Origin of the sequence: Limnohabitans sp. INBF002 (assembly GCF_027924905.1) — a bacterium.
Taxonomy (GTDB): Bacteria; Pseudomonadota; Gammaproteobacteria; order Burkholderiales; family Burkholderiaceae_C; genus Limnohabitans.
Genome location: NZ_AP027055.1, coordinates 128581 through 150399, shown reverse-complemented (window position 1 = coordinate 150399; position 21819 = coordinate 128581). Strand labels below are relative to the sequence as shown.

Annotated in this window: 29 protein-coding genes; 5 read left to right on the top strand and 24 right to left on the bottom strand. The window is 55.6% G+C overall.

Annotation, left to right across the window (positions count from 1 at the left end; genetic code table 11):
- Window positions 1–19: 19 nt before the first annotated feature.
- Window positions 20–481, bottom strand: coding sequence for a cytochrome c (locus tag QMG15_RS00740; protein WP_281789048.1), 462 nt, complete (start codon window positions 479–481; stop codon window positions 20–22).
- A gap of 95 nt (window positions 482–576) precedes the next feature.
- Between QMG15_RS00740 and QMG15_RS00735 the strand changes: the two genes are divergently transcribed.
- Window positions 577–1260 carry a cytochrome b/b6 domain-containing protein gene (locus QMG15_RS00735; RefSeq protein ID WP_281789047.1) on the top strand — a complete coding sequence of 228 codons (684 nt, stop codon included), beginning with the start codon at window positions 577–579 and terminating at the stop codon, window positions 1258–1260.
- 56 nt (window positions 1261–1316) lie between these two features.
- On the opposite strand, the gene QMG15_RS00730 is transcribed toward QMG15_RS00735, so the two are convergent.
- From QMG15_RS00730 to QMG15_RS00630, 21 genes are all read right to left on the bottom strand, one after another.
- Complete coding sequence (locus QMG15_RS00730) at window positions 1317–1823, bottom strand: peroxiredoxin (protein WP_108360290.1); 507 nt, start codon at window positions 1821–1823, stop codon at window positions 1317–1319.
- A 92-nt stretch (window positions 1824–1915) separates the two neighbouring features.
- Complete coding sequence (gene rpsQ / locus QMG15_RS00725) at window positions 1916–2185, bottom strand: 30S ribosomal protein S17 (protein WP_108360291.1); 270 nt, start codon at window positions 2183–2185, stop codon at window positions 1916–1918.
- A 9-nt stretch (window positions 2186–2194) separates the two neighbouring features.
- Window positions 2195–2389, bottom strand: a complete 195-nt coding sequence (rpmC, locus tag QMG15_RS00720) for a 50S ribosomal protein L29 (RefSeq protein ID WP_100147416.1) — start codon at window positions 2387–2389, stop codon at window positions 2195–2197.
- Window positions 2390–2406: 17 nt separating this feature from the next.
- Window positions 2407–2823 (bottom strand): 50S ribosomal protein L16, encoded by a 417-nt coding sequence (rplP, locus tag QMG15_RS00715; RefSeq protein WP_100133884.1) that lies wholly within the window; start codon window positions 2821–2823, stop codon window positions 2407–2409.
- A gap of 2 nt (window positions 2824–2825) precedes the next feature.
- A complete protein-coding gene (rpsC, locus tag QMG15_RS00710) occupies window positions 2826–3713 on the bottom strand; it encodes a 30S ribosomal protein S3 (RefSeq protein ID WP_281789046.1) in 888 nt (295 codons plus the stop codon).
- A 15-nt stretch (window positions 3714–3728) separates the two neighbouring features.
- Window positions 3729–4058 (bottom strand): 50S ribosomal protein L22, encoded by a 330-nt coding sequence (gene rplV, locus QMG15_RS00705; RefSeq protein ID WP_100133886.1) that lies wholly within the window; start codon window positions 4056–4058, stop codon window positions 3729–3731.
- 9 nt (window positions 4059–4067) lie between these two features.
- A complete protein-coding gene (rpsS, locus tag QMG15_RS00700) occupies window positions 4068–4346 on the bottom strand; it encodes a 30S ribosomal protein S19 (protein WP_108283480.1) in 279 nt (92 codons plus the stop codon).
- Window positions 4347–4356: 10 nt separating this feature from the next.
- A complete protein-coding gene (rplB, locus tag QMG15_RS00695) occupies window positions 4357–5181 on the bottom strand; it encodes a 50S ribosomal protein L2 (RefSeq protein ID WP_104796793.1) in 825 nt (274 codons plus the stop codon).
- Between the two features lie 2 nt (window positions 5182–5183).
- On the bottom strand, window positions 5184–5498 hold the full coding sequence (rplW, locus tag QMG15_RS00690) for a 50S ribosomal protein L23 (protein WP_108360292.1): 315 nt from the start codon (window positions 5496–5498) through the stop codon (window positions 5184–5186).
- Window positions 5495–6115 carry a 50S ribosomal protein L4 gene (gene rplD, locus QMG15_RS00685; protein WP_104796795.1) on the bottom strand — a complete coding sequence of 207 codons (621 nt, stop codon included), beginning with the start codon at window positions 6113–6115 and terminating at the stop codon, window positions 5495–5497. Before rplD ends, rplW begins: the two co-directional genes overlap by 4 nt.
- On the bottom strand, window positions 6115–6780 hold the full coding sequence (rplC, locus tag QMG15_RS00680; RefSeq protein WP_108360293.1) for a 50S ribosomal protein L3: 666 nt from the start codon (window positions 6778–6780) through the stop codon (window positions 6115–6117). Before rplC ends, rplD begins: the two co-directional genes overlap by 1 nt.
- A 198-nt stretch (window positions 6781–6978) precedes the next feature.
- Window positions 6979–7293, bottom strand: coding sequence for a 30S ribosomal protein S10 (rpsJ, locus tag QMG15_RS00675; RefSeq protein WP_019426908.1), 315 nt, complete (start codon window positions 7291–7293; stop codon window positions 6979–6981).
- 13 nt (window positions 7294–7306) lie between these two features.
- Window positions 7307–8497 carry an elongation factor Tu gene (gene tuf / locus QMG15_RS00670; protein ID WP_281788767.1) on the bottom strand — a complete coding sequence of 397 codons (1191 nt, stop codon included), beginning with the start codon at window positions 8495–8497 and terminating at the stop codon, window positions 7307–7309.
- 131 nt (window positions 8498–8628) lie between these two features.
- Window positions 8629–10731 carry an elongation factor G gene (fusA, locus tag QMG15_RS00665; protein ID WP_281789045.1) on the bottom strand — a complete coding sequence of 701 codons (2103 nt, stop codon included), beginning with the start codon at window positions 10729–10731 and terminating at the stop codon, window positions 8629–8631.
- A 15-nt stretch (window positions 10732–10746) separates the two neighbouring features.
- Entirely contained in the window at window positions 10747–11217 is a 471-nt protein-coding gene (gene rpsG, locus QMG15_RS00660) for a 30S ribosomal protein S7 (protein WP_108359611.1), read from the bottom strand.
- A gap of 148 nt (window positions 11218–11365) precedes the next feature.
- A complete protein-coding gene (gene rpsL, locus QMG15_RS00655) occupies window positions 11366–11743 on the bottom strand; it encodes a 30S ribosomal protein S12 (protein ID WP_066708835.1) in 378 nt (125 codons plus the stop codon).
- A 128-nt stretch (window positions 11744–11871) separates the two neighbouring features.
- Window positions 11872–12996, bottom strand: coding sequence for a D-alanyl-D-alanine carboxypeptidase family protein (locus QMG15_RS00650; protein ID WP_281790048.1), 1125 nt, complete (start codon window positions 12994–12996; stop codon window positions 11872–11874).
- A gap of 116 nt (window positions 12997–13112) precedes the next feature.
- Window positions 13113–13736, bottom strand: a complete 624-nt coding sequence (locus QMG15_RS00645) for an alpha/beta fold hydrolase (protein ID WP_281789044.1) — start codon at window positions 13734–13736, stop codon at window positions 13113–13115.
- A 7-nt stretch (window positions 13737–13743) separates the two neighbouring features.
- Window positions 13744–14079 (bottom strand): (2Fe-2S) ferredoxin domain-containing protein, encoded by a 336-nt coding sequence (locus tag QMG15_RS00640; protein WP_281789043.1) that lies wholly within the window; start codon window positions 14077–14079, stop codon window positions 13744–13746.
- Window positions 14080–14088: 9 nt separating this feature from the next.
- Window positions 14089–15186, bottom strand: coding sequence for a VanZ family protein (locus QMG15_RS00635; RefSeq protein ID WP_281789042.1), 1098 nt, complete (start codon window positions 15184–15186; stop codon window positions 14089–14091).
- A 16-nt stretch (window positions 15187–15202) separates the two neighbouring features.
- Window positions 15203–15631, bottom strand: coding sequence for a CopD family protein (locus tag QMG15_RS00630; protein ID WP_281789041.1), 429 nt, complete (start codon window positions 15629–15631; stop codon window positions 15203–15205).
- A gap of 212 nt (window positions 15632–15843) precedes the next feature.
- Here QMG15_RS00630 and hemB point away from each other — a divergent pair, with 212 nt between their 5' ends.
- Complete coding sequence (gene hemB / locus QMG15_RS00625; protein ID WP_281789040.1) at window positions 15844–16854, top strand: porphobilinogen synthase; 1011 nt, start codon at window positions 15844–15846, stop codon at window positions 16852–16854.
- Window positions 16854–17426 carry a hypothetical protein gene (locus tag QMG15_RS00620; protein WP_281789038.1) on the top strand — a complete coding sequence of 191 codons (573 nt, stop codon included), beginning with the start codon at window positions 16854–16856 and terminating at the stop codon, window positions 17424–17426. The genes hemB and QMG15_RS00620 overlap by 1 nt, the downstream gene beginning before the upstream one ends.
- Before the next feature lie 3 nt (window positions 17427–17429).
- On the opposite strand, the gene QMG15_RS00615 is transcribed toward QMG15_RS00620, so the two are convergent.
- Window positions 17430–18113 carry a dienelactone hydrolase family protein gene (locus QMG15_RS00615; protein WP_281789037.1) on the bottom strand — a complete coding sequence of 228 codons (684 nt, stop codon included), beginning with the start codon at window positions 18111–18113 and terminating at the stop codon, window positions 17430–17432.
- A gap of 116 nt (window positions 18114–18229) precedes the next feature.
- On the opposite strand from QMG15_RS00615, the gene QMG15_RS00610 reads away from it, so the two are divergent.
- The gene (locus tag QMG15_RS00610) at window positions 18230–18976 is read left to right on the top strand and encodes an SDR family oxidoreductase (protein ID WP_281789036.1); all 747 of its coding nucleotides are present in this window, start codon (window positions 18230–18232) and stop codon (window positions 18974–18976) included.
- Between the two features lie 49 nt (window positions 18977–19025).
- On the opposite strand, the gene QMG15_RS00605 is transcribed toward QMG15_RS00610, so the two are convergent.
- A complete protein-coding gene (locus tag QMG15_RS00605) occupies window positions 19026–19970 on the bottom strand; it encodes a LysR family transcriptional regulator (protein WP_281789035.1) in 945 nt (314 codons plus the stop codon).
- 106 nt (window positions 19971–20076) lie between these two features.
- On the opposite strand from QMG15_RS00605, the gene QMG15_RS00600 reads away from it, so the two are divergent.
- A complete protein-coding gene (locus QMG15_RS00600; RefSeq protein ID WP_281789034.1) occupies window positions 20077–21588 on the top strand; it encodes a CoA-acylating methylmalonate-semialdehyde dehydrogenase in 1512 nt (503 codons plus the stop codon).
- Window positions 21589–21819: the final 231 nt, after the last annotated feature.

The window sequence follows — 21819 nt, the reverse complement described above, 5'->3', positions numbered from 1 at the left end:
CGCGTCTTAACGCCTTTGCTTATTTGGCTCTGAAGTCATCGTGACATGACTTGCAAGTACCGGCGGTTGCCGAGAAAGCTGTTTTGAAAGTATCTTCTTTGCCGCTTTTAGCGGCTGCGGCCAACTTTGTGGCTTCAGCCTGGAACTTTTCTGAGGCCTCTTTGAACTTGGCGTTTTGCTTCCAAATCTCAGGCTTGGCCTTGGTTTCGCCCACATCGGTGCCTTCGCCAAACGCAGCCCAAGGCAACTTGGACATGTTGGCAACGATGTCGGCATTCTCTGCAGCCGCCTTGGCATCAAACGGCACCTTACCCTGGGCCATCGCACCCAAACGACCAAAATGCGCGGCGGTCACAGTCAAGGCGGCTTTACGGTACTTGACGGCATCTTCCGGTTTGGCAAATGGCGACGATTGTGCAAAGGCCGAGATGCTGATCGCTGCTGCGCTGACTGCAAGCAAGGTCAGAATTGTTTTTTTCATAAGTCGATCCTTTAAGGTTGAAAATACGCGTTTAGGTGGCCGGAGTTTACGAACTTTCCATCACCTTGTCTTTTTGCCACCGCCATTGCTCACACATGCACCACGCTTCTTCTTTTCAACGCATTCGCATCTGGGATCTTCCCACACGTGTTTTTCATATTTTGCTAGCGCTGTCGGTCGCAGGATTGGTCATCAGCGGTGAAATCGGCGGCGATGCCATGCCAATTCACTTCATGCTTGGCTATGTTGTGCTGACCTTGGTTTTTTTCCGTTTGATTTGGGGTGTTGTGGGTGGTCACTGGTCACGCTTCGTGCACTTTGTGCCAACGCCCTCTAAGCTGTTGTCTTATGTGCAGGCGGTGCGCGCCAAGCAAACCCCGCATAGCGTGGGCCATAACCCATTGGGCGCGCTGTCTGTATTGGCCATATTGGCCGTTTTGTTCGCTCAGGTGTTGAGTGGCTTCATGAGCGACGATGAGATTTCCAACACCGGACCTTGGACGGCCCTCGTCTCGTCCGAATGGGTCTCTAGGGCCACCGAATACCACAGTGACATTGGCAAAGTTCTTCTGATCCTCTTGGTCGTGGCGCACGTGGGAGCCGTGCTGTATCACAAGCGCATCAAACAAGATGACTTGATCACCCCCATGCTGACGGGGGACAAAGTGCTGCCGCCTGAGACACACCACTCACGCGACACCTTGACTTCGCGGCTTTTCGCGTTAAGTGTGTTGGTGGGGTGCGGCTATGTGGTGTATCGCTTGGTCAATCTCGGCTAATTGTTGAGACGTAAAAAAGCCGCGCTGATTGGCGCGGCTTTTTTGCAACTGGCGAATTAAGCTTTTGCTTGAGCCAGCAAGGTCTCTGCGTCGCTCACTTCAAATTTGCCTGGCGCTTCCGCGTTCAGGTTCACCACTTTGCCGTCTTTGACGAGCATCGAGTATCGATCGCTACGCAAGCCCATGCCGCGCGCAGTCAGGTCCAAGGTGAGGCCGGTGGCTTTGGCGAAATCAGCACTGCCATCCGCCAACATGCGCACTTTGCCGTTGGTGTGTTGGTCACGTGCCCAAGCGCCCATCACAAACGCATCATTCACGCTCACACACCAAATTTCATCAACGCCAGCGGCTTTGAATTGTTCGAATTTTTCTACATAGCCCGGCACATGCTTGGCAGAGCAAGTGGGTGTAAAAGCGCCCGGCAACGCAAACAAAGCAATGGTCTTACCGGCAGTGGCTTTTGCCACGTCCACGGCATTTGGGCCAATGCTGCAGCCTTCGCCTTCAACCTCTGAATATTCCATCAGGGTGGTGTGTGGCAGGGTGTCTCCAACTTTGATCATGGTGTCTCCAAAAATATGACGTTACAAAAACAAAAACGACCCACATTGTGGGTCGTTTTCTTTAGCCTTGCAGAGCCGAAGCTCTTTGGTATTTAAACCGCTGCCGCTTTCTCAACCAAACGGGTCACGACCCAGTTTTTGGTTTTCGAAATTGGCTTGCTTTCAGTGATCTCGATCACGTCGCCCAGGTGGTAGGCACCTGTTTCGTCGTGAGCGTGATACTTCGAGGACTTAGCCACGATCTTGCCGTAGAGGGCGTGCTTCACACGACGCTCCACGAGCACAGTCACAGTTTTAGCGCGCTTGTCGCTAACCACCTTGCCAATCAAGGTGCGTTTGAGGGATTTCTTAGCGTCCGTCATGTTCACTCCTTACTTGGCGGCTTGCTTTTCAGCAAGAATGGTTTTCGCACGGGCAATACTGCGACGTGTAGAACGCAGTTGTGACGTGTTGTTGAGTTGTTGCGTACCTTTTTGCATGCGCAAGCCAAAGTGAGCTTTTTGCAACTCTTTGACTTCAGCTTCGAGGCCGGCAACGTCTTTTTGGCGCAGTTCAGCAGCTTTCATTTCTTATTTCTCCTGAATTACTGGCCGATCATGCGAGCCACGAATGTGGTGCGCAAGGGCAGCTTTGCAGCGGCCAGACGGAATGCTTCACGGGCCAACTCTTCAGGGACGCCTACGATTTCGTAGAGGACCTTGCCGGGTTGGATCTCAGCCACGTAGTACTCGGGGTTACCTTTACCGTTACCCATACGCACTTCAGCAGGCTTTTGGGAGATCGGCTTGTCAGGGAACACACGAATCCAGATACGGCCGCCACGTTTGACGTGACGAGAGATCGCACGACGTGCGGCCTCGATCTGGCGGGCCGTCAGACGGCCGCGATCGGTGGATTTCAGACCGAAGTCACCGAATGCAACTGTGTTACCACGTGTTGCGATGCCGGTGTTGCGGCCTTTTTGCTCTTTGCGGTATTTACGGCGTGCTGGTTGCAGCATGCTTATTCTCCTGTTCCGTCCGCAGCCGTGCCAGTGGATGCGGGCGCGGCAACCTTGCGGACGCGCTTGACGGCAGTTTTAGGGGCATCAGCGGCTTCAGCGGGTTTATCGCTGCCATCCGTTGGTGCGGCATTGGTACCTGCAGGACGACGAGCGCCGCTGCGTGCGGGACGGTCACCGGTAGGGCGAGCATCACGACGGGGACCGCGAGGACGACGCTCTTCTTCAGCACGTGGCTCAACGGCGGCCGGCAGGTCGTTACGACCCAGGGTATCGCCTTTGTAAACCCACACTTTGACACCGATGATGCCGTAAGTGGTTTTAGCTTCAGAAGTTGCGTAATCGATGTCTGCACGCAGGGTGTGAAGTGGCACGCGACCTTCACGGTACCACTCGGTACGTGCGATCTCGATGCCGTTCAAACGACCTGCCGACATGATCTTGATGCCTTGGGCACCCAGACGCATGGCGTTTTGCATGGCGCGCTTCATAGCGCGACGGAACATGATGCGTTTTTCGAGCTGTTGAGTGATGCTGTCAGCGATCAATTGAGCATCGATTTCAGGCTTACGCACTTCTTCGATGTTGACTGCGACTGGCACGCCCAAACGCGCTGCGAGTTCTTTCTTCAAGTTCTCGATGTCTTCGCCTTTTTTGCCGATCACCACGCCTGGACGAGCCGAGAAGATGGTGATGCGTGCGCTTTTAGCGGGACGCTCGATGAGAACGCGAGAGACAGAAGCGTTTTTCAGCTTGGTCTTCAGGTATTCGCGCACTTTGATGTCTTCAGCCAGCATGCCAGCGAAGTCATTGTTGCTTGCGTACCAACGGCTAGCCCAGTTACGGCTCACTGCAAGGCGAAAGCCTGTGGGGTGGATTTTTTGTCCCATATCTTCCTATACCTTTCAGTTACCGACTGTCACGTAAACGTGACAGGTAGGCTTGCTGATACTGTTACCGCGGCCTTTGGCGCGGGCAGTGAAACGCTTGAGCGTGGCGCCTTTTTCGACGTAGATGGTTTTCACCTTCAACTCGTCGATGTCTGCACCGTCGTTGTGTTCAGCGTTAGCAATCGCAGATTCCAAAACTTTCTTGACGATGCCAGCAGCTTTTTTCTGCGTGAACGTCAGGATGTTCAGAGCCTGGTCAACTTTTTTGCCGCGGATCATGTCCGCGACCAAACGGCCTTTGTCGACCGACAAACGGACGCCCCTAAGGACTGCACGTGTTTCCATGGTCTTTCCTTATTTCTTCTGGACTTTTTTGTCCGCGGGGTGACCTTTGAAGGTACGAGTCAGAGCGAATTCGCCCAACTTGTGACCCACCATTTGGTCAGTGATATACACGGGCACGTGTTGTTTGCCGTTGTGCACAGCAATGGTCAAGCCGATGAAATCGGGCAAGATCATGGAACGACGTGACCAAGTTTTCACTGGCTTTTTATCTTTAGTTGCGATGGCCTTGTCGACCTTGGCAACCAAATGATGGTCAACAAACGGACCCTTTTTGAGAGAGCGAGTCATTTGTTACCCCTTACTTTTTACGACGCGACACAATCATGACTTGTGTGCGTTTGTTGTTACGGGTACGGTAGCCTTTTGTCAGGTTACCCCATGGGTCAACTGCATGACGGCCTTCACCGGTGCGACCCTCACCACCACCATGTGGGTGATCCACTGGGTTCATAGCGACGCCACGCACGGTTGGGCGAATACCCATCCAGCGCTTGACACCAGCTTTACCCAATTGGCGGAGGCTGTGTTCTTCGTTTGCAACTTCACCGATGGTGGCGCGGCATTCGATATGGATCTTGCGAACTTCACCCGAGCGCATACGCACTTGAGCGTAAGTGCCTTCACGAGCCAACAAAGTGGCTGATGTACCGGCTGAACGCGCGATTTGCGCACCAGCACCTGGCTTCAGTTCGATACAGTGAATGGTTGAACCCACTGGAATGTTGCGGATGGGCAAGGTGTTACCTGCACGGATCGGGGCTTCCGAACCGCTGAGCAACGATGCGCCAACTTCCAAACCACGTGGGGCAATGATGTAGCGACGCTCGCCGTCTGCGTAACACACCAAAGCGATGTGTGCCGTACGGTTTGGATCGTATTCAATGCGTTCCACTTTCGCGGGGATAGCGTCTTTGTTACGCTTGAAATCCACCACGCGGTAGTGATGCTTGTGACCACCGCCCTTATGACGGGTAGTGATGTGACCGTTGTTGTTACGACCCGATTTTTGGTGCTGGGGTTCCAGCAACGGAGCGTAAGGTTCACCTTTGTGGAGGTGATCACGGGTAACTTTAACGACGCCACGTTGACCGGGCGACGTAGGTTTCATCTTGATGACTGCCATGATTAAGCGGCCTCCCCAGAGATGTTCAGTTCTTGACCAGCTTTCAGAGTCACATAAGCTTTACGAACGTTGTCGCGACGGCCAATGGACTTACCAAAACGCTTGGTTTTGCCTTTTGTGTTCACCACATTCACGCCTTGAACTTCAACCTTGAACATCAATTCCACAGCGGCCTTGATCTCAGGTTTAGTAGCGTTTTGCAGCACCTTGAATGTCACAACGTTGTGCTTCTCTGCAACCATGGTGGCCTTTTCGGACACGACGGGAGAGACCAACAATTGCATCAAACGACCTTCGTCAAATTTGTGTGCGCTCATGCGAACATCTCCTTGAGTTGGTCCATGGCACCCTTAGTCACGAGGACTTTACGGTAGTGCACCAATGACAGTGGATCAGCGTAACGAGGCTCAACCACCAACACGTTTGGCAAGTTGCGTGAAGCCAAGTACAAGTTGTCATCAACTTCCTCGGAGATCACCAACACGGACTCAAGGTTCATGGCCTTGAATTTAGCTGCCAACAGTTTGGTTTTAGGAGCGTCAACCTTCAAAGACTCAACCACAGCCAAACGACCTTCGCGGGCCAATTGGGACAAGATCGAAGCCATACCAGCGCGGTACATCTTCTTATTGATCTTCTGTGTGAAGTTCTCGTTAGGCATGTTCGGGAAAATGCGACCGCCGCCACGCCACAGAGGCGATGACGTCATACCAGCGCGAGCGCGGCCGGTGCCTTTTTGCTTGAACGGCTTCTTGGTGGAGTGCTTCACTTGCTCACGGTCTTTTTGGGCACGAGTGCCTTGACGCGCGTTAGCTTGGTAAGCGACCACGATCTGGTGAACCAGATCTTCGTTGTATTCACGACCGAACACGGTTTCAGGGGCGTCGTATTTAGACGCTGCTTGACCTTGGTCGTTCAGGAGTTCGACTTGCATCAGTTCGCTCCTTTAGCTTTGACGGCGGGATGCACAGTCACGAAGCCACCGGCTGAGCCAGGCACTGCGCCACGGATCATCAACAGTTGGCGAGCTTCGTCGATGCGAATCACGTCGAGGTTTTGTGTCGTCACGATGTCGTCGCCCAAATGGCCAGACATGCGCTTACCGGGGAACACGCGACCTGGGTCTTGTGCCATACCGATAGAGCCAGGCACGTTGTGCGAACGGCTGTTACCGTGCGACGCGCGCTGTGACTTGAAGTGGTGACGCTTGATGGTGCCAGCAAAGCCCTTACCGATGGTTGTGCCTTGCACGTCCACCTTTTGGCCCACAGCAAACACATCCGTCACAGGCACAGTAGCGCCAGCGGCGTACTTAGCTGCAACATCAGCAGTCACTTGGAATTCTTTGATGATTTCACCGGCTTCGACGCCTGCTTTCGCAAGGTGTCCAGCCATTGGCTTGGTCACACGAGATGCTTTACGTGCGCCGAATGTGACCTGCAAGGCCACATAGCCGTCGTTTTCCTGGGTTTTCACTTGGGTCACGCGGTTGTTGGACACATCCAACACCGTGACAGGGATTGCATCCCCATCATCAGTGAACAGACGCATCATGCCCACCTTGCGGCCCAGCAATCCCAAACGGATGCTTTGACTCATTGTTTTCTCCAAAACTCTCACCGCAACCACTTCAATTGGCAGTTACGTTTTTATGTGAAAGACGGTTGATAAATCTCCGTACAAATTGCACGGAGCCCGCGAGTATATCGCGAAAACCGCGCCAAGAGCAACTACTCGTTGGCGCGGGGGTTGGAATGGGCTATTCACCCACTCCAAAACTACAATAACGTTTAATTTTTATTGCAATTTGATTTCGACGTCCACGCCCGCTGGCAGGTCGAGTTTCATCAAGGCGTCAACTGTTTTATCAGTTGGGTCCACGATGTCCATCAAACGCTGGTGGGTACGGATTTCGAGCTGGTCACGGCTGGTCTTGTTGACGTGCGGTGAACGCAAGATGTCAAAACGCTTCATGCGTGTTGGCAAAGGCACGGGGCCCTTGACAATCGCGCCGGTGCGCTTGGCAGTGTCAACGATCTCAGCTGCAGACTGGTCGATCAATTTGTAGTCAAACGCCTTCAGGCGGATGCGGATCTTTTGCTTCGAGGACATTTAAATTCCTTGATTAGGCAATGATCTTGGCAACCACACCAGCGCCAACCGTCTTACCGCCTTCGCGGATAGCGAAGCGCAAGCCTTCTTCCATCGCAATGGGGTGGATCAACTTCACAGTGATCGACACGTTGTCACCTGGCATCACCATCTCTTTGCCTTCTGGCAATTCGATAGCGCCTGTCACGTCAGTCGTACGGAAGTAGAACTGAGGACGGTAGTTGTTGAAGAATGGTGTGTGGCGGCCGCCTTCGTCTTTAGACAACACATAGATCTCAGCAGTGAAGTGAGTGTGTGGCTTGACCGAACCTGGCTTGCACAGCACTTGACCGCGCTGCACGTCTTCGCGCTTTGTACCGCGCAACAAGATACCCACGTTGTCGCCCGCTTGACCTTGGTCCAGCAGCTTGCGGAACATTTCCACGCCGGTACAAGTTGTCTTGACGGTATCAACGATACCCACGATTTCGATTTCTTCGCCGACTTTGATGATGCCGCGCTCGATACGGCCTGTCACCACAGTACCGCGACCAGAGATAGAGAACACGTCTTCCACTGGCATCAAGAAGTTACCGTCCACTGCACGCTCAGGCGTAGGGATGTAGCTGTCCAAAGCAGCAGCCAATTTCAAAATGGCTTCTTCGCCCAATGGGCCTTTGTCGCCTTCAAGGGCCAGCTTGGCTGAACCTTGAATGATTGGGGTGTCGTCGCCTGGGAAGTCGTACTTTTGCAGAAGTTCGCGAACTTCCATTTCGACCAATTCCAACAACTCAGCGTCGTCCACCATGTCGCACTTGTTCAAAAACACGATGATGTAAGGCACGCCCACCTGACGAGCCAACAAGATGTGCTCGCGAGTTTGTGGCATGGGGCCGTCAGCAGCTGAACACACCAAAATAGCGCCGTCCATTTGAGCAGCGCCCGTGATCATGTTTTTCACATAGTCGGCGTGACCAGGACAGTCCACGTGAGCGTAGTGACGTGTTTCAGTCTCGTACTCAACGTGAGCGGTGTTGATCGTGATGCCGCGTGCTTTTTCTTCAGGAGCCGCGTCAATTTGGTCGTAAGCCTTCGCTTCGCCACCGAACTTTGTCGACAGGATCGTGGTGATCGCAGCTGTCAACGTTGTCTTGCCGTGGTCGACGTGACCAATGGTGCCCACGTTCACGTGCGGCTTGGTACGTTCAAATTTTCCTTTTGCCATTTCTTTTCTCCAAAGAGCAGTGCCCGTGTACAGGTTTTATGTCTGCACGATGCTGCTGATTCGCCCCGCACGGGTGACAGGGCGGCGCATCGTCGCAGACAGGGGCCGCTTGACGCAGCCCCATGGGGTTTTTATTTTGCGCGGGCGGCCACGATGGCTTCCGCAACGTTACGAGGGGCTTCAGCGTAGTGCTTGAATTCCATCGTGTAAGTCGCGCGGCCTTGTGACATCGAACGCAGTGTGGTTGAGTAGCCGAACATTTCAGACAACGGCACTTCAGCTTTAATCGCTTTACCGCCACCGACCATGTCGTCCATACCTTGCACCATGCCGCGACGTGAGGACAAGTCGCCCATCACGCTACCTGCGTAGTCTTCAGGCGTCTCAACTTCCACAGCCATCATGGGCTCCAGAATGACGGGACCAGCTTTGCGGCAACCTTCTTTGAAACCAAAGATGGCGGCCATTTTGAAAGCCATTTCGTTCGAGTCCACATCATGGTACGAACCGAAGTGCAGAGTGACCTTGACGTCAACGACTGGGTAACCAGCCAACACGCCTTGGCCCAAAGCTTCGATCACGCCTTTTTCAACCGCGGGGATGTATTCGCGAGGAACCACACCGCCCTTGATAGCGTCAACGAACTCGAAGCCTTTACCAGCTTCTTGAGGCTCAACCTTGAGCACCACGTGACCGTACTGGCCTTTACCGCCAGACTGACGCACGAACTTGCCTTCAGCCTCTTCCACAGTCTTGCGAATGGTTTCGCGGTAAGCCACTTGAGGCTTGCCCACGTTGGCTTCCACGCCGAATTCGCGCTTCATGCGGTCGACAATAATTTCCAAGTGCAATTCGCCCTGACCACCGATGATGGTCTGGCCAGATTCTTCGTCGGTTTGCACGCGGAAAGAAGGATCTTCTGCAGCCAAACGAGACAAAGCCATGCCCATTTTTTCTTGGTCAGCTTTTGTTTTTGGCTCAACAGCTTGGCGGATCACGGAGTCAGGGAACACCATGCGCTCCAAGGTGATCACGGCTGCTGGATCGCACAAAGTTTCACCGGTCGTGACGTCTTTCAAGCCCACGCAAGCAGCGATGTCGCCCGCACGAATTTCGTCGACTTCTTCACGATTGTTGGCGTGCATTTGCACGATACGACCGATACGCTCTTTCTTGCCGCGCACGGGGTTGTACACCGTGTCGCCCTTTTTCAGAACGCCAGAGTAAACGCGCACGAAAGTCAACTGACCCACAAATGGATCGGTCATCAACTTGAACGCCAAAGCCGAGAACTTCTCGTTGTCATCCGCTTTACGGATCACTTCTTTTTCGTCTTCGTCGAAGCCCTTGATCGCTTTCACGTCCAATGGAGAAGGCATCAACTCAAGCACAGCATCCAACATACGTTGAACGCCCTTGTTCTTGAACGCTGTACCGCACAACATCGGTTGAATTTCGCTGTTGATGGTGCGCACACGAAGACCGTGTGTGATTTCTTCTTCAGTCAAGTCACCTTCTTCGAGGTACTTGTTCATCAACTCTTCCGAGGCTTCAGCCGCAGCTTCCACCATCTTTTCGCGCCACTCTTTGGCCAATTCCACCAAGTCGGCTGGAATTTCTTCGAAAGTGAACTTCATACCTTGAGACGCTTCGTCCCAAATGATGGCTTTCATTTTGCGAAGGTCAACCACGCCTTTGAAGTTGTCTTCAGCGCCGATTGGGATCACGATTGGCACAGGATTGGCCTTCAAGCGCAATTTCATCTGGTCCACGACCTTGAAGAAGTTAGCACCTGTACGGTCCATCTTGTTCACAAAGGCCAAACGTGGCACTTTGTACTTGTTAGCTTGACGCCACACGGTTTCGGATTGGGGCTGAACGCCACCCACCGCGCAGTAAACCATGCAAGCACCGTCGAGCACACGCATAGAACGCTCAACTTCAATCGTGAAGTCAACGTGGCCAGGGGTGTCAATGATGTTGATGCGGTGGTCAGCGAAAGAGCCATCCATGCCCTTCCAGAAACAAGTGGTCGCAGCAGAAGTGATCGTGATGCCACGCTCTTGCTCTTGCTCCATCCAGTCCATGGTGGCGGCGCCATCATGCACTTCACCAATCTTGTGGTTCACACCGGTGTAAAAAAGAATACGCTCTGTCGTGGTGGTTTTACCAGCGTCAATGTGCGCTGAAATACCAATGTTGCGATAGCGCTCAATGGGGGTATTGCGAGCCATTTTTTACCTTTGAATTTAGAAGCGGAAGTGGCTGAATGCCTTGTTGGCTTCGGCCATGCGGTGAACTTCGTCACGCTTTTTCATGGCACCGCCACGACCTTCAGAGGCTTCCAACAATTCGTTGGCCAAGCGCAAGGCCATGGACTTTTCACCGCGCTTGCGGGCGGCTTCTTTCAACCAGCGCATGGACAAAGCCAAGCGACGGACAGGGCGGACTTCAACGGGCACCTGGTAGTTGGCACCACCCACGCGGCGGGATTTAACTTCCACCATGGGCTTGACGTTGTTGATGGCCACAGTGAACAACTCGAGCGGATCTTTGCCCGATTTTTGTTCGATTTGCTCCAAGGCACCATAAATGATGCGCTCAGCAACAGCTTTCTTGCCGCCTTCCATGATCACGTTCATGAATTTGGACAGCTCAACATTGCCGTACTTTGGATCCGGCAAGATTTCACGTTTAGGGACTTCGCGACGACGTGGCATATTTCACCTCTTATTTGCTTCAGTTGGCATCTTTTTCAGACACCGCAAAAACCATTTTGGTTTTCACTTACTCGACCCACAGCGGGTCACTACGCTGATTCACCGCGCCACGCGGGAAACAGCACCTGTTTGATCAAAAGACCAGTGCTTACTTAGCCTTAGGCTTTTTAGCGCCGTACTTAGAACGCGATTGCTTACGGTCTTTAACACCTTGCAAATCGAGCGAACCGCGCACGATGTGGTAACGAACACCTGGCAAGTCTTTGACACGACCGCCGCGCACGAGCACGACGCTATGTTCTTGCAAGTTGTGACCTTCACCGCCGATGTACGAAATGACTTCGAAACCGTTGGTCAAGCGAACTTTGGCAACTTTACGCAGCGCAGAGTTAGGCTTCTTAGGAGTCGTGGTGTACACACGGGTGCACACGCCACGACGTTGTGGAGAATTTTGCATCGCAGGGCTTTTAGACTTGGTCGTTTCGACCTCGCGCCCCTGACGCACCAGTTGATTGATGGTTGGCATTGAAAAACGTCCCTAAACGTTTGAATTAAAAAGAAAACGTGAATCCCTTCGGAAATTCCGAAAAGCCTTCTAGTGTATCAGCATCGGGAGGGGGAGGCAAATCTAGGCCGAAATGCCTCAAATAGCGCTTACTTGACCCACAAGCGCACGGCATCCCAAGCACGGCCCACGAAACCTGCTTGTTCGACGGTTTCGAGCACTAACAAAGGCACATCCACCAGCGGCTTCTGGTCCAGAGTGACCTTCAAAGCACCCACGGTTTGGCCCCGGTTGAGTGGCGCAACCAAAGGCTCAGGGCGGGCCACTTGGGTTTGAATGCGCCCAGCAGCGCCAGCCGGCACCGCCACCACGATGGGCGCGAAGCGGCCCAATTTGACTTGGTTGCCACGACCCTTCCAAACATTGGGCGTGACCACCGCTTGGTTCGCATCAAACAACTTGATGGCGTCAAACGCGGTGTAACCCCAGTTCAGCAGCTTTTGCGATTCAGTGGCTCGCGCGTTCTCGCTGGAAGCCCCCAACACAATCGACAACAAACGACGTTGACCCACGCCTGGTGCGTCACGCTTTGCGGTGGCAATCAAACAAAAGCCCGCAGCATCGGTGTGGCCTGTTTTCAAGCCATCCACACTGGGGTCGCGAGACAACAGCAAGTTGCGGTTGCTTTCATTGGCCGCAGGTGTGCCGGGATAGCGGTATTTTTTGATGGCGTAGTAGCCCACGTAATCCGGAAAGTCTTGCATCAAGCGACCCGCCAAGATGCTCAGGTCACGCGCGGTGGTGGTGTGACCGGGCTCGGTCAAGCCTTCTGGGTTTTTGTAACCGGTGGATTTCATGCCGAGCACTTTGGCTTGGGCATTCATCATCTGCACAAAGTGCTCCACCGTGCCGCCCACACCTTCGGCCAAAGCCATGGTGGCATCGTTGCCAGACTGAACAATCATGCCTTTGATGAGGTCTTCAACAGGCACTTTCATCTTGGGATCAATGAACATGCGCGAGCCGGGCATCTTCCATGCGCGCTCGCTCACGCCAAAGGTTTGTTGCAGACTGATTTTTTTGGCCTTGAGCGCATCAAACACGATGTAGGCGGTCATCAACTTCGTCAGCGACGCTTGCTCAATCGGCTTATCGGCATCCAACTCCGCCAAGGTTTGCTGCGCCGTCAAATCCACCAGCAAATACGCACGTGCCGCAATTTCAGGTGGCTGCGGCACTTGTGCCTGCGCTTGAAACACGCAAGTCAAGCCCATCAAAAAGCCGATGAAAGTGGTGCGCAGGAATCGTGTCATGACGGTCTTCAGATGAAAAATGAGCCAAAGAATTGGGCTCGCTTTTTAAGCAAAAGCCCCGCAAGCGCTAGCAGGGCTTAGCCCTGCAAATGACGCACTACTAAATTCTTGAGAAGCGGCAATTGTCCATGAAAGAAATGGCCACCACCAGGCACCACCGTCACCGGCAGGCTTTGTGGACGCGCCCAATCCATGACGGAAGCCAATGACACGGTGTCGTCTTGCTCGCCATGCACCACCAAGGTTTTGTCATGCAACTCGGGTGCCACAGGTGCGACAGTGAAGCGCTGCGCCGCAGTCCCAACGAAGGCCACCTTCTCAATCACGCGGTGCGTGTGCAGCTCAGCCAAAGCATGGCTGGCCACAAAAGAGCCAAACGAGAAGCCCGCAATGGCCAGCGGCCCGGTCGGTGCCACTTGCTCAACCACGCGCGAAAAGTCGCGCGCTTCGCCAGCACCTGCATCGTGCTCGCCCGCCGACGCGCCGACGCCGCGAAAATTAAAACGCACCACCGTCCAGCCGCATTGCACAAAGGCACGCGCCAGTGTTTGCACCACTTTGTTGTCCATGGTGCCGCCAAACAAAGGGTGCGGGTGCGCCACGATGGCCACGCCACGCGACACGCCCTCGGGCTCGTCACGCAAAGCTTCAATGACACCCGCTTCGCCTTGAAGGGTGATTTTTTGGGTTTGTGAATTCATGACTGCCTCAACGCCCCACGTGGGCGGGCACCACCAAGCGCTCGACCACTTGGCCGTTCTTCAGGTGGCTTTCAACGATTTCGTTCACATCGCTTTGATCCATCACGGTGTACCAAACGCCCTCTGGATACACCACCGCCACGGGACCGCCTGCGCAGCGGTCTAAGCAGCCCGCTTTGTTCACCCGCACGCCGCCTACGCCCGCAAGGCCCGCTGCCTTGACTTGGGCTTTGCAGTGGTCAAACGCTTCTTGCGCGCCATGGTTGGCGCAGCAATCTTGGCCGTTCTCACGCTGATTCAGGCAGAAAAAGATGTGGTGTTTGTAATAAGAAGTTTGTGTCATAGGTGAATTTTAGTTTTGGGTGCTGCGATCGCGCGACACACGCACCAGCGCCAGCATCAGCACGGCATAGGGCCACAGCCAGCCCAGCCATTGCACAAGTCCGTGAAAACGGATGAAACGGCCTTGCTCCCAAGTTTGCAAAGTTTGCGCGAAGTAAGCGCTTTCCGGCGATTGGTTCAGCACACTTTGCTGCACAAGCAGCGCGAGCAACAAAAACGTCCAAGCCGTACGGGCCGACAGCGGTAAAAAGAACAAGGCCACCACACCGCCAAAAAGGAGACCCAACATCACAGGCAAATCCAGCCAAGTCCAAGCATGTACTGGGCCGTAGCTCAACGCAGCGGATAAAGCGCTCACGCCCAAGGCCATGCACAGCACCAACAGCATGTACAAAAAGCGTTGCCCGGCTTGGCGAATCACACCAAATCCCAGCAAGCAAGGCACGAGCAAGCCCAACATCACACACAACAACTCGGCACCCGGCAGCAATGGCTCTAGTTCAAACGCGCGCAGGGGAATCCAATCTTCAAACGGCGTGGCATCAAATGCACTGGTCAGCGCGTCTTCCACACGCTCCCACACTTGGCCCAAGCCCAAAGGCACAGCCACTGGAAAGAGCAACGCAGCAGGCCACACCGCCATCAACACCAAGGCCATATAAGCGTCGCGGACAAACCAACGTTCACGGAATTGGCTCCATCGGCGCAGCAAACCCAAATGTTCCAAGGAGCTCGCCAACACGGCGCCGATCCATGCCCCCAGCGTGTTGAGCAAAAAGTCAGGCAACGAGGGCACGCGCGCAGGCAAGTAGCTTTGCAAACCCTCCATCGCCAATGACAAAACAGCCGCCGCCAGGGTCGAAAGCGTGACCACGCGCGTTTGCCAGCCCATGCGCATGGCGCTCAGGGTCAGAAAAAAACCCAACGGGGCATAGCCGAGGACGTTTGCCACCACATCAAAGCCCAGCCAATACTTGGGCCAAGGTGCAGTTAAGAACGACCAAGACCAAATGCCTTGATCCCGCCAATGGTCAAACGGATACAGACTGGCGTAGACGATCAACGCCACGCACATTTGCGACAGAGGCCAAGCGGAGGTTTTACGCATGGGCCAAGCGTGTTTTTTAGAAAGGTTTGACGACCACCAAGATCACGGCAATGGTCAGCAAGACCACCGGAATCTCGTTGAACCAGCGGTACCACACGTGGCCACGGGTGTTGGTTCGGGTTTCAAATTTGCGAAGCAGGCGGCCACAGCCATGGTGGTAGCCCAGCGCCAGCAGCACCACCGTCAGCTTGGCATGCATCCAGCCATTGCCAGGGCCCATGCCAATACCAACGCCCAGCCAAAGCCACAAACCCAGGCCCACGGCAGGAATCATCAACAAGGTGGTGAAACGCATCAACTTGCGCGCCATCAGCAACAAACGCGCCTCTTCTGCCTCGGACCTAGGCTCAACTTGCGCCAAGTTCACAAAAATGCGAGGTAAGTAAAACAAGCCCGCAAACCAGCTGGCCACGAAGATGATGTGAAAAGATTTGATCCAAAGCATAGGACCAGTTTAGCCGCGCTCAAAAAAAGCCCGACACGAGGTCGGGCCAAGTCACCTGGCAGCTTTGACGCGCAAGGTGCCCGCTTAGGGAGGAAAAGCGGGGAGCAGCAAGCTGCCCGAATGCAATCTAGCAAACACGCAAATTGCCATCAATGGGGGTAACGCCACACGTTTCGCCTAAGCGACACGCACAAACAGGCACAATTTCATATATGCAACACCCTTTTGCCCCTTTCCCCGCCAACCGCCCTCGCCGTCTGCGCCGTGACGACTTCACCCGCCGCTTGGTGCGCGAACACGCGTTGAGCGTGAACGACTTGATCTACCCCGTCTTCGTGCTCGAAGGCGAAAAACGCCGCGAAGCCGTGGGCTCCATGCCCGGCGTCGAGCGCTTGAGCTTGGACTTGCTGCTACCCGTGGCCGAAGAATGCGTGAAGCTCGGCATCCCTGTGATGGCGCTGTTCCCCGTCATCAGCGGCCACCTCAAAACGCCCGATGGCATTGAGGCCACCAACCCCGACGGCCTCGTGCCGCATGTGGTGCGTGAGCTCAAAAAACGTTTCCCCGAACTCGGCGTGATGACCGACGTGGCACTCGACCCCTTCACCAGCCACGGCCAAGACGGCTTGCTGGACGAGACGGGCTACATCCTGAACGACATCACCACCGAAATGCTGGTCAAACAGGCCCTGACCCAAGCTGACGCAGGCGTGGACATCGTGGCCCCCAGCGACATGATGGACGGCAGAATTGGAGCGATTCGAGCAGCGCTCGAATCACGTGGCGCGATTCATACGCGCATCATGGCCTACAGCGCCAAATATGCCAGCGCGTTTTACGGCCCGTTCCGCGATGCGGTGGGCTCAGCGGCCAACTTGGGCAAGGCCGACAAAAAGGTCTACCAAATGGACCCTGGCAACACCGACGAAGCCCTGCGCGAAGTGGCGCTGGACATCGCCGAAGGCGCCGACATGGTGATGGTCAAACCCGGCATGCCCTACCTCGATGTGGTGCGCCGCGTGAAAGACGAATTCAAAGTGCCCACCTTCGCCTACCAAGTCTCAGGCGAATACGCCATGCTCAAAGCCGCCGCCCAAAACGGCTGGCTCGACCATGACGCGGTGATGATGGAAAGCTTGCTCGCCTTCAAACGCGCAGGCGCAGACGGCGTGTTGACCTACTTCGCCATCGACGCGGCGAAAAAATTGCACGGACTGTCTTGATGCATTTGCCTGAAATTCGCAGGTCACACATCGCCATCGCGGTGATTTCGGGCTTGCTTTTCAATGTGTCTTTTCGACTGAACCAGTACTTTGACGCATTGTTTGTCTACTCTGCTGGCATCAGCCTGTTGTTCTTGCCTGCAGGTGTCAAGCTTTTAGCCGTGCTGGTCGGACGTTTACCCGCCATCGTGGGCATCATGGTGGTCAGCGTGCATTTAGGCGCGAGCATTTGGCCAGACAAGCCGATGACGGCCATTGTTTACTTCGCTTTTGTGAGCTTGATGACCTACCCAATTGCGACGTTAGGGGTCATGCGTTTGTTCCACATCCGCAAAAATCTCAGCAACTTACGGTATCAGCACATCGTGGTGTTGTCGGTCGTGGCCAGTGTCCTGAACGGCTTGGTTCACAACTGGCTGTATCTCGCGCAAGGGGTCACCACGAGTGAAGAGCTTTGGCACAAAAGCGCCGCCATGGCATTGGGTGACTTCATGGGCTGCTTTGTGGTGGTGGCGTTTTTCCATGCCGCCATGGGCGTGCTGCGCAGTGCGCGCAACCCCCAAATCGATTGACGCTTAGCCCAGGTGTTTGCCAAAGAAAGCCAAGGTTCGTACCAACGCCAACTTGGCTGACGCTTCTTGGTAAGCACCGCGGTGGTCGCAATTGAAGCCGTGATTGGCGGGATACAAATGCACCGCCACCTCAGGGTGCGCGTGCTTGAACTTTTCCACCGTCTCTAGCGGAATCCAGTGGTCTTCTTCTGCGTAATGCGCCAGCACGGGGCAATGGGGATGACGTGCGATTTCCTCGTCCGTCGTTGAGCCCCCCCCGTAATAAGGCACGGCAGCGCTCAGGCCTGTCACCAAAGCCGCTGCACGCCACGCCAACAAACCGCCCCAGCAATAGCCCACGATGCCGACTTTGCCGCCGCTGGTCTTAGCGGCGTAGTCCACCGCAGCTTGAATGTCGGCCATCACGCCTGGCGCAGGCAAGGACTCGATCGCTGCTTTCAGCGCCATGCCGGCTTGCATGTCTTCGGGCGTGTAGCCCAGCTCCACGCCATGTTTGGCTCGGTGGAACGTGGCGGGTGCCACGGCCAAATAACCTTGCGCGGCATAGCCATCGGCCACTTCACGGATGTGCGCGTTGACACCAAAAATCTCTTGTACGACCACCACCGCGCCTTTGGGCGTACCCTTGGGTTGCGCCACATAGGCCGGAAAAACAAAGCCGTCTGCAGAAGTCAAATTGACAGTCATCTTGAGATCTCCTTAAATTTCTTGGAAGTGAATATCGAACAGCTTACTGGGTTTTCAAAGGCTTGGTGCTATCGTGCTGCCCATTAAGTTCGCTCAACCGCATTGAGGAGACAAGAATGAAACCTGTACTTTTGATCACTGGCGCCAGCCGAGGCATTGGCGCCGCCACTGCAGTTTTAGCTGCGCAGCAAGGCTGGGCCGTGGCCGTGAATTACGCCAGCAATGCACCGGCGGCCGACAGCGTGGTGAAGCAAATTCAAGACGCAGGCGGCACCGCCATCGCGGTGCAAGCCGATGTGGGCGACGAAGCGCAAATTTTGCGCATGTTTGCCGAAGTCGATGCCAAGCTGGGTCGCATCTCAGGCCTCGTCAACAACGCGGGCGTGGTGGATGTGACCGCCAAAGTGCAAGACCAAAGCTGGGCACGGTGGGAACGCATGATGCGCATCAACGTGTTGGGCTCGTTCGCCTGCGCACGCGAAGCCGTCAAGCGCATGAGCACGGCACACGGAGGCTCGGGCGGCAGCATCGTCAACGTGTCAAGCGCCGCTGCACGCTTGGGCGCGCCCGGCCAATACGTGGACTACGCTGCGGCCAAAAGCGCCATCGACGCCTTCACCATCGGCCTCGCCAAAGAAGTGGCGGCAGAAGGTATCCGCGTCAACGCGGTGCGCCCTGGCTTGATTGACACCGACATCCACGCCTCAGGTGGCTTGCCCAACCGCGTACGTGACTTGGCGCACTTGGTGCCCATGCAACGCGGCGGCACCTCTGAAGAAGTGGCGCAAGCCATTGTGTGGCTGCTCAGCGATACGGCCAGTTACACCACCATGAGCTTGATGGAAATTTCGGGCGGACGCTAAAACACCGCCGCCCACTTTGGGCTTGGACGAGTGCCATCGCGTGCGAGGTTTAAGCGGCGAAGCCTCCGGCCAAGGCCTTGCGCAAATAGTCCACAAACGCCGTGACCGCACGTGGCACATGGGGCGAATACGGGCGAATGGCGTACAGCTGCTCGGCAAACGCGCCGACCGGTTGCCAGTCCGGCAGCACCTGAACGAGCTTGCCTTGTTGCAAGGCCGCTTGCGCGCTGAAGTCAGGCAAGAGCGCAATACCCAAGCCCGTTAAGGCGGCCTCACGCAGTGCCTCGCTGTTGTTGGCAGCCAGCTGCCCCGTCACAGGCACCGTGATGCGTTCGTCTTTGTCTTTGGCTTTGGTCTTCACACGCGCCAGCGTCCACGTGGGCGTGTCTTGTGCGCGCAGGTAATGCAGGCAGTTGTGCGCTTGCAAATCAGCGGGGGTTTGCGGCGTACCCGCTCGGCGCAAATAAGTTTTGCTGGCCACCAACACCGAGTGCGTGCTGCACAAAGTCCATGCCACGTGCGTGTCGGGTGGACGGGCGGTGTGACGAATGGCCAAGTCAAAACCTTCTGTCGCCAAGCTGCTGAGTCGGTCTGCCATGTCTAGCTCTATGCGCACCTCTGGGTACTCGCGCAAGAAGTCAGCCAAACGCGGGGCGAGCTGCTGACGTGCAAAGGCCACGGGCGCGGTGACCCGCAACAGGCCACTGGGCACACCTGCCAAGTCACGCACTTGGGCAAAGCTGTGTTCGATTTGCTCAAACGACGCACGGGTGTCGTCCACCAAGCGCTGCCCGGCTTCCGTCAAACGCACGCTGCGGGTGGTGCGCTGCACCAGCGGCACACGCGCGGCGCGTTCGAGTTCGGCAATGCGCTGGCTCATGGCGGCCTTGCTCACACCGAGGCGTGCAGCGGCAGCGGTGTAGCTGCCTTGTTGGGCCAGCACACTGAGCCAATGCAGGTGGTGCCAAAGTTCGCTGATTTTTTGGTCATTCATGGCTTGATTGTTCACTATTTTGAACAATCAATTCAAGGTTTCGCGCTTGTTTCATGTACCTGCCCTGCCTACACTGCGTCATCTTTCCTCAACACCGAGACACCCCATGACACAAGCTCACATCGCGCATTACATCAACGGCGCCGTTGCCAACGGCACCAGCACCCGCACCCAACCCGTCTACAACCCAGCCACAGGCGCTGTCACAGCCAATGTGAGCTTGGCCAATGTGGCCGATGTCAACGCTGCCGTGGCCGCCGCCCACAAAGCTTTCCCCGCGTGGGCCGACACACCGCCCCTGCGCCGCGCCCGTGTGATGTTCAAGTTCTTAGAACTGCTCAACGCCAACAAAGACAAACTGGCTCACATGATCACCGCCGAACACGGCAAAGTGTTCACCGACGCCCAAGGCGAAGTGAGCCGTGGCATCGACATCGTCGAGTTCGCCACCGGTATTCCTCAGTTGCTCAAAGGCGATTTCACCGAGCAAGTGTCCACCGGCATCGACAACTGGACCATGCGCCAACCCCTCGGCGTGGTGGCGGGCGTGACGCCCTTCAACTTCCCCGTCATGGTGCCCGCCTGGATGTTTCCCGTGGCCATTGCCGCTGGCAACACCTTTGTGCTCAAACCCAGCCCGATTGACCCATCGCCTTCGTTGTTCATCGCCGAGTTGCTCAAACAAGCAGGCTTGCCAGACGGCGTATTCAACGTGGTGCAAGGCGACAAAGAAGCGGTCGACGCTTTGTTGGTTCACCCCGATGTGAAAGCGGTGAGCTTTGTGGGCTCCACCCCCATCGCCAACTACATTTATGAGACCGGCGCCCACCACGGCAAGCGCGTACAAGCCTTGGGCGGCGCAAAGAACCACATGGTGGTCATGCCCGATGCCGACATTGATCAAGCAGTCGACGCCCTGATTGGCGCAGCCTACGGCTCAGCCGGTGAACGCTGCATGGCCATCAGCGTGGCCGTGTTGGTGGGCGATGTGGCAGATCGCCTCATGCCTAAGTTGATTGAGCGCACCAAAGCTTTGAAAGTGCTCAACGGCGAAAACCTCGCCGCTGAAATGGGCCCCATCGTGACCGATATTGCGCACAAGCGCATCACCGGCTACATCGAGCAAGGCGTGAAAGAAGGCGCACGCTTGCTGGTCGATGGCCGCAACTTTGATGGCGCGTCTGCTGGCGAAGGCTGCAAGGATGGCTTCTGGATGGGCGGCACCTTGTTTGACAACGTCACCCCAGACATGCGCATCTACAAAGAAGAAATCTTTGGCCCCGTGTTGAGCTGCCTGCGCGTGGCCGACTTGGCCCAAGCCGTGGACCTCATCAACGCCCACGAGTTTGGCAACGGCGTGAGCTGCTTCACCCGCGACGGCAACGTGGCCCGCGAATTCGCACGCCACATCCAAGTGGGCATGGTCGGCATCAACGTGCCAATTCCTGTGCCCATGGCATGGCACGGCTTTGGCGGCTGGAAGAAGAGCTTGTTTGGCGACATGCACGCCTACGGCGAAGAAGGTGTGCGTTTCTACACCAAGCAAAAGAGCGTCATGCAACGTTGGCCTGAGAGCATTGGCAAAGGTGCTGAGTTTGTGATGCCTACATCGAAGTAACTTCTTGCTCTTCGGGTTTGGCGCGGTTGCGTGTGCCTCGGCAGCTTGGAGCGACATGTTTTGCTCCTCGTCTGCTGCGCATCCGAATGTCGCTGCAACATGCCACCCCAATCTACCGCTGCACACGCAAGGGCGCATGACGCTTACAAGCAACCGATATGCATGGACTGAGCTGTGTCAACAGCGAAGCCCATGTTGTCAGAGAAGGGGCGGGCTGGGTAGTGTGTTGCA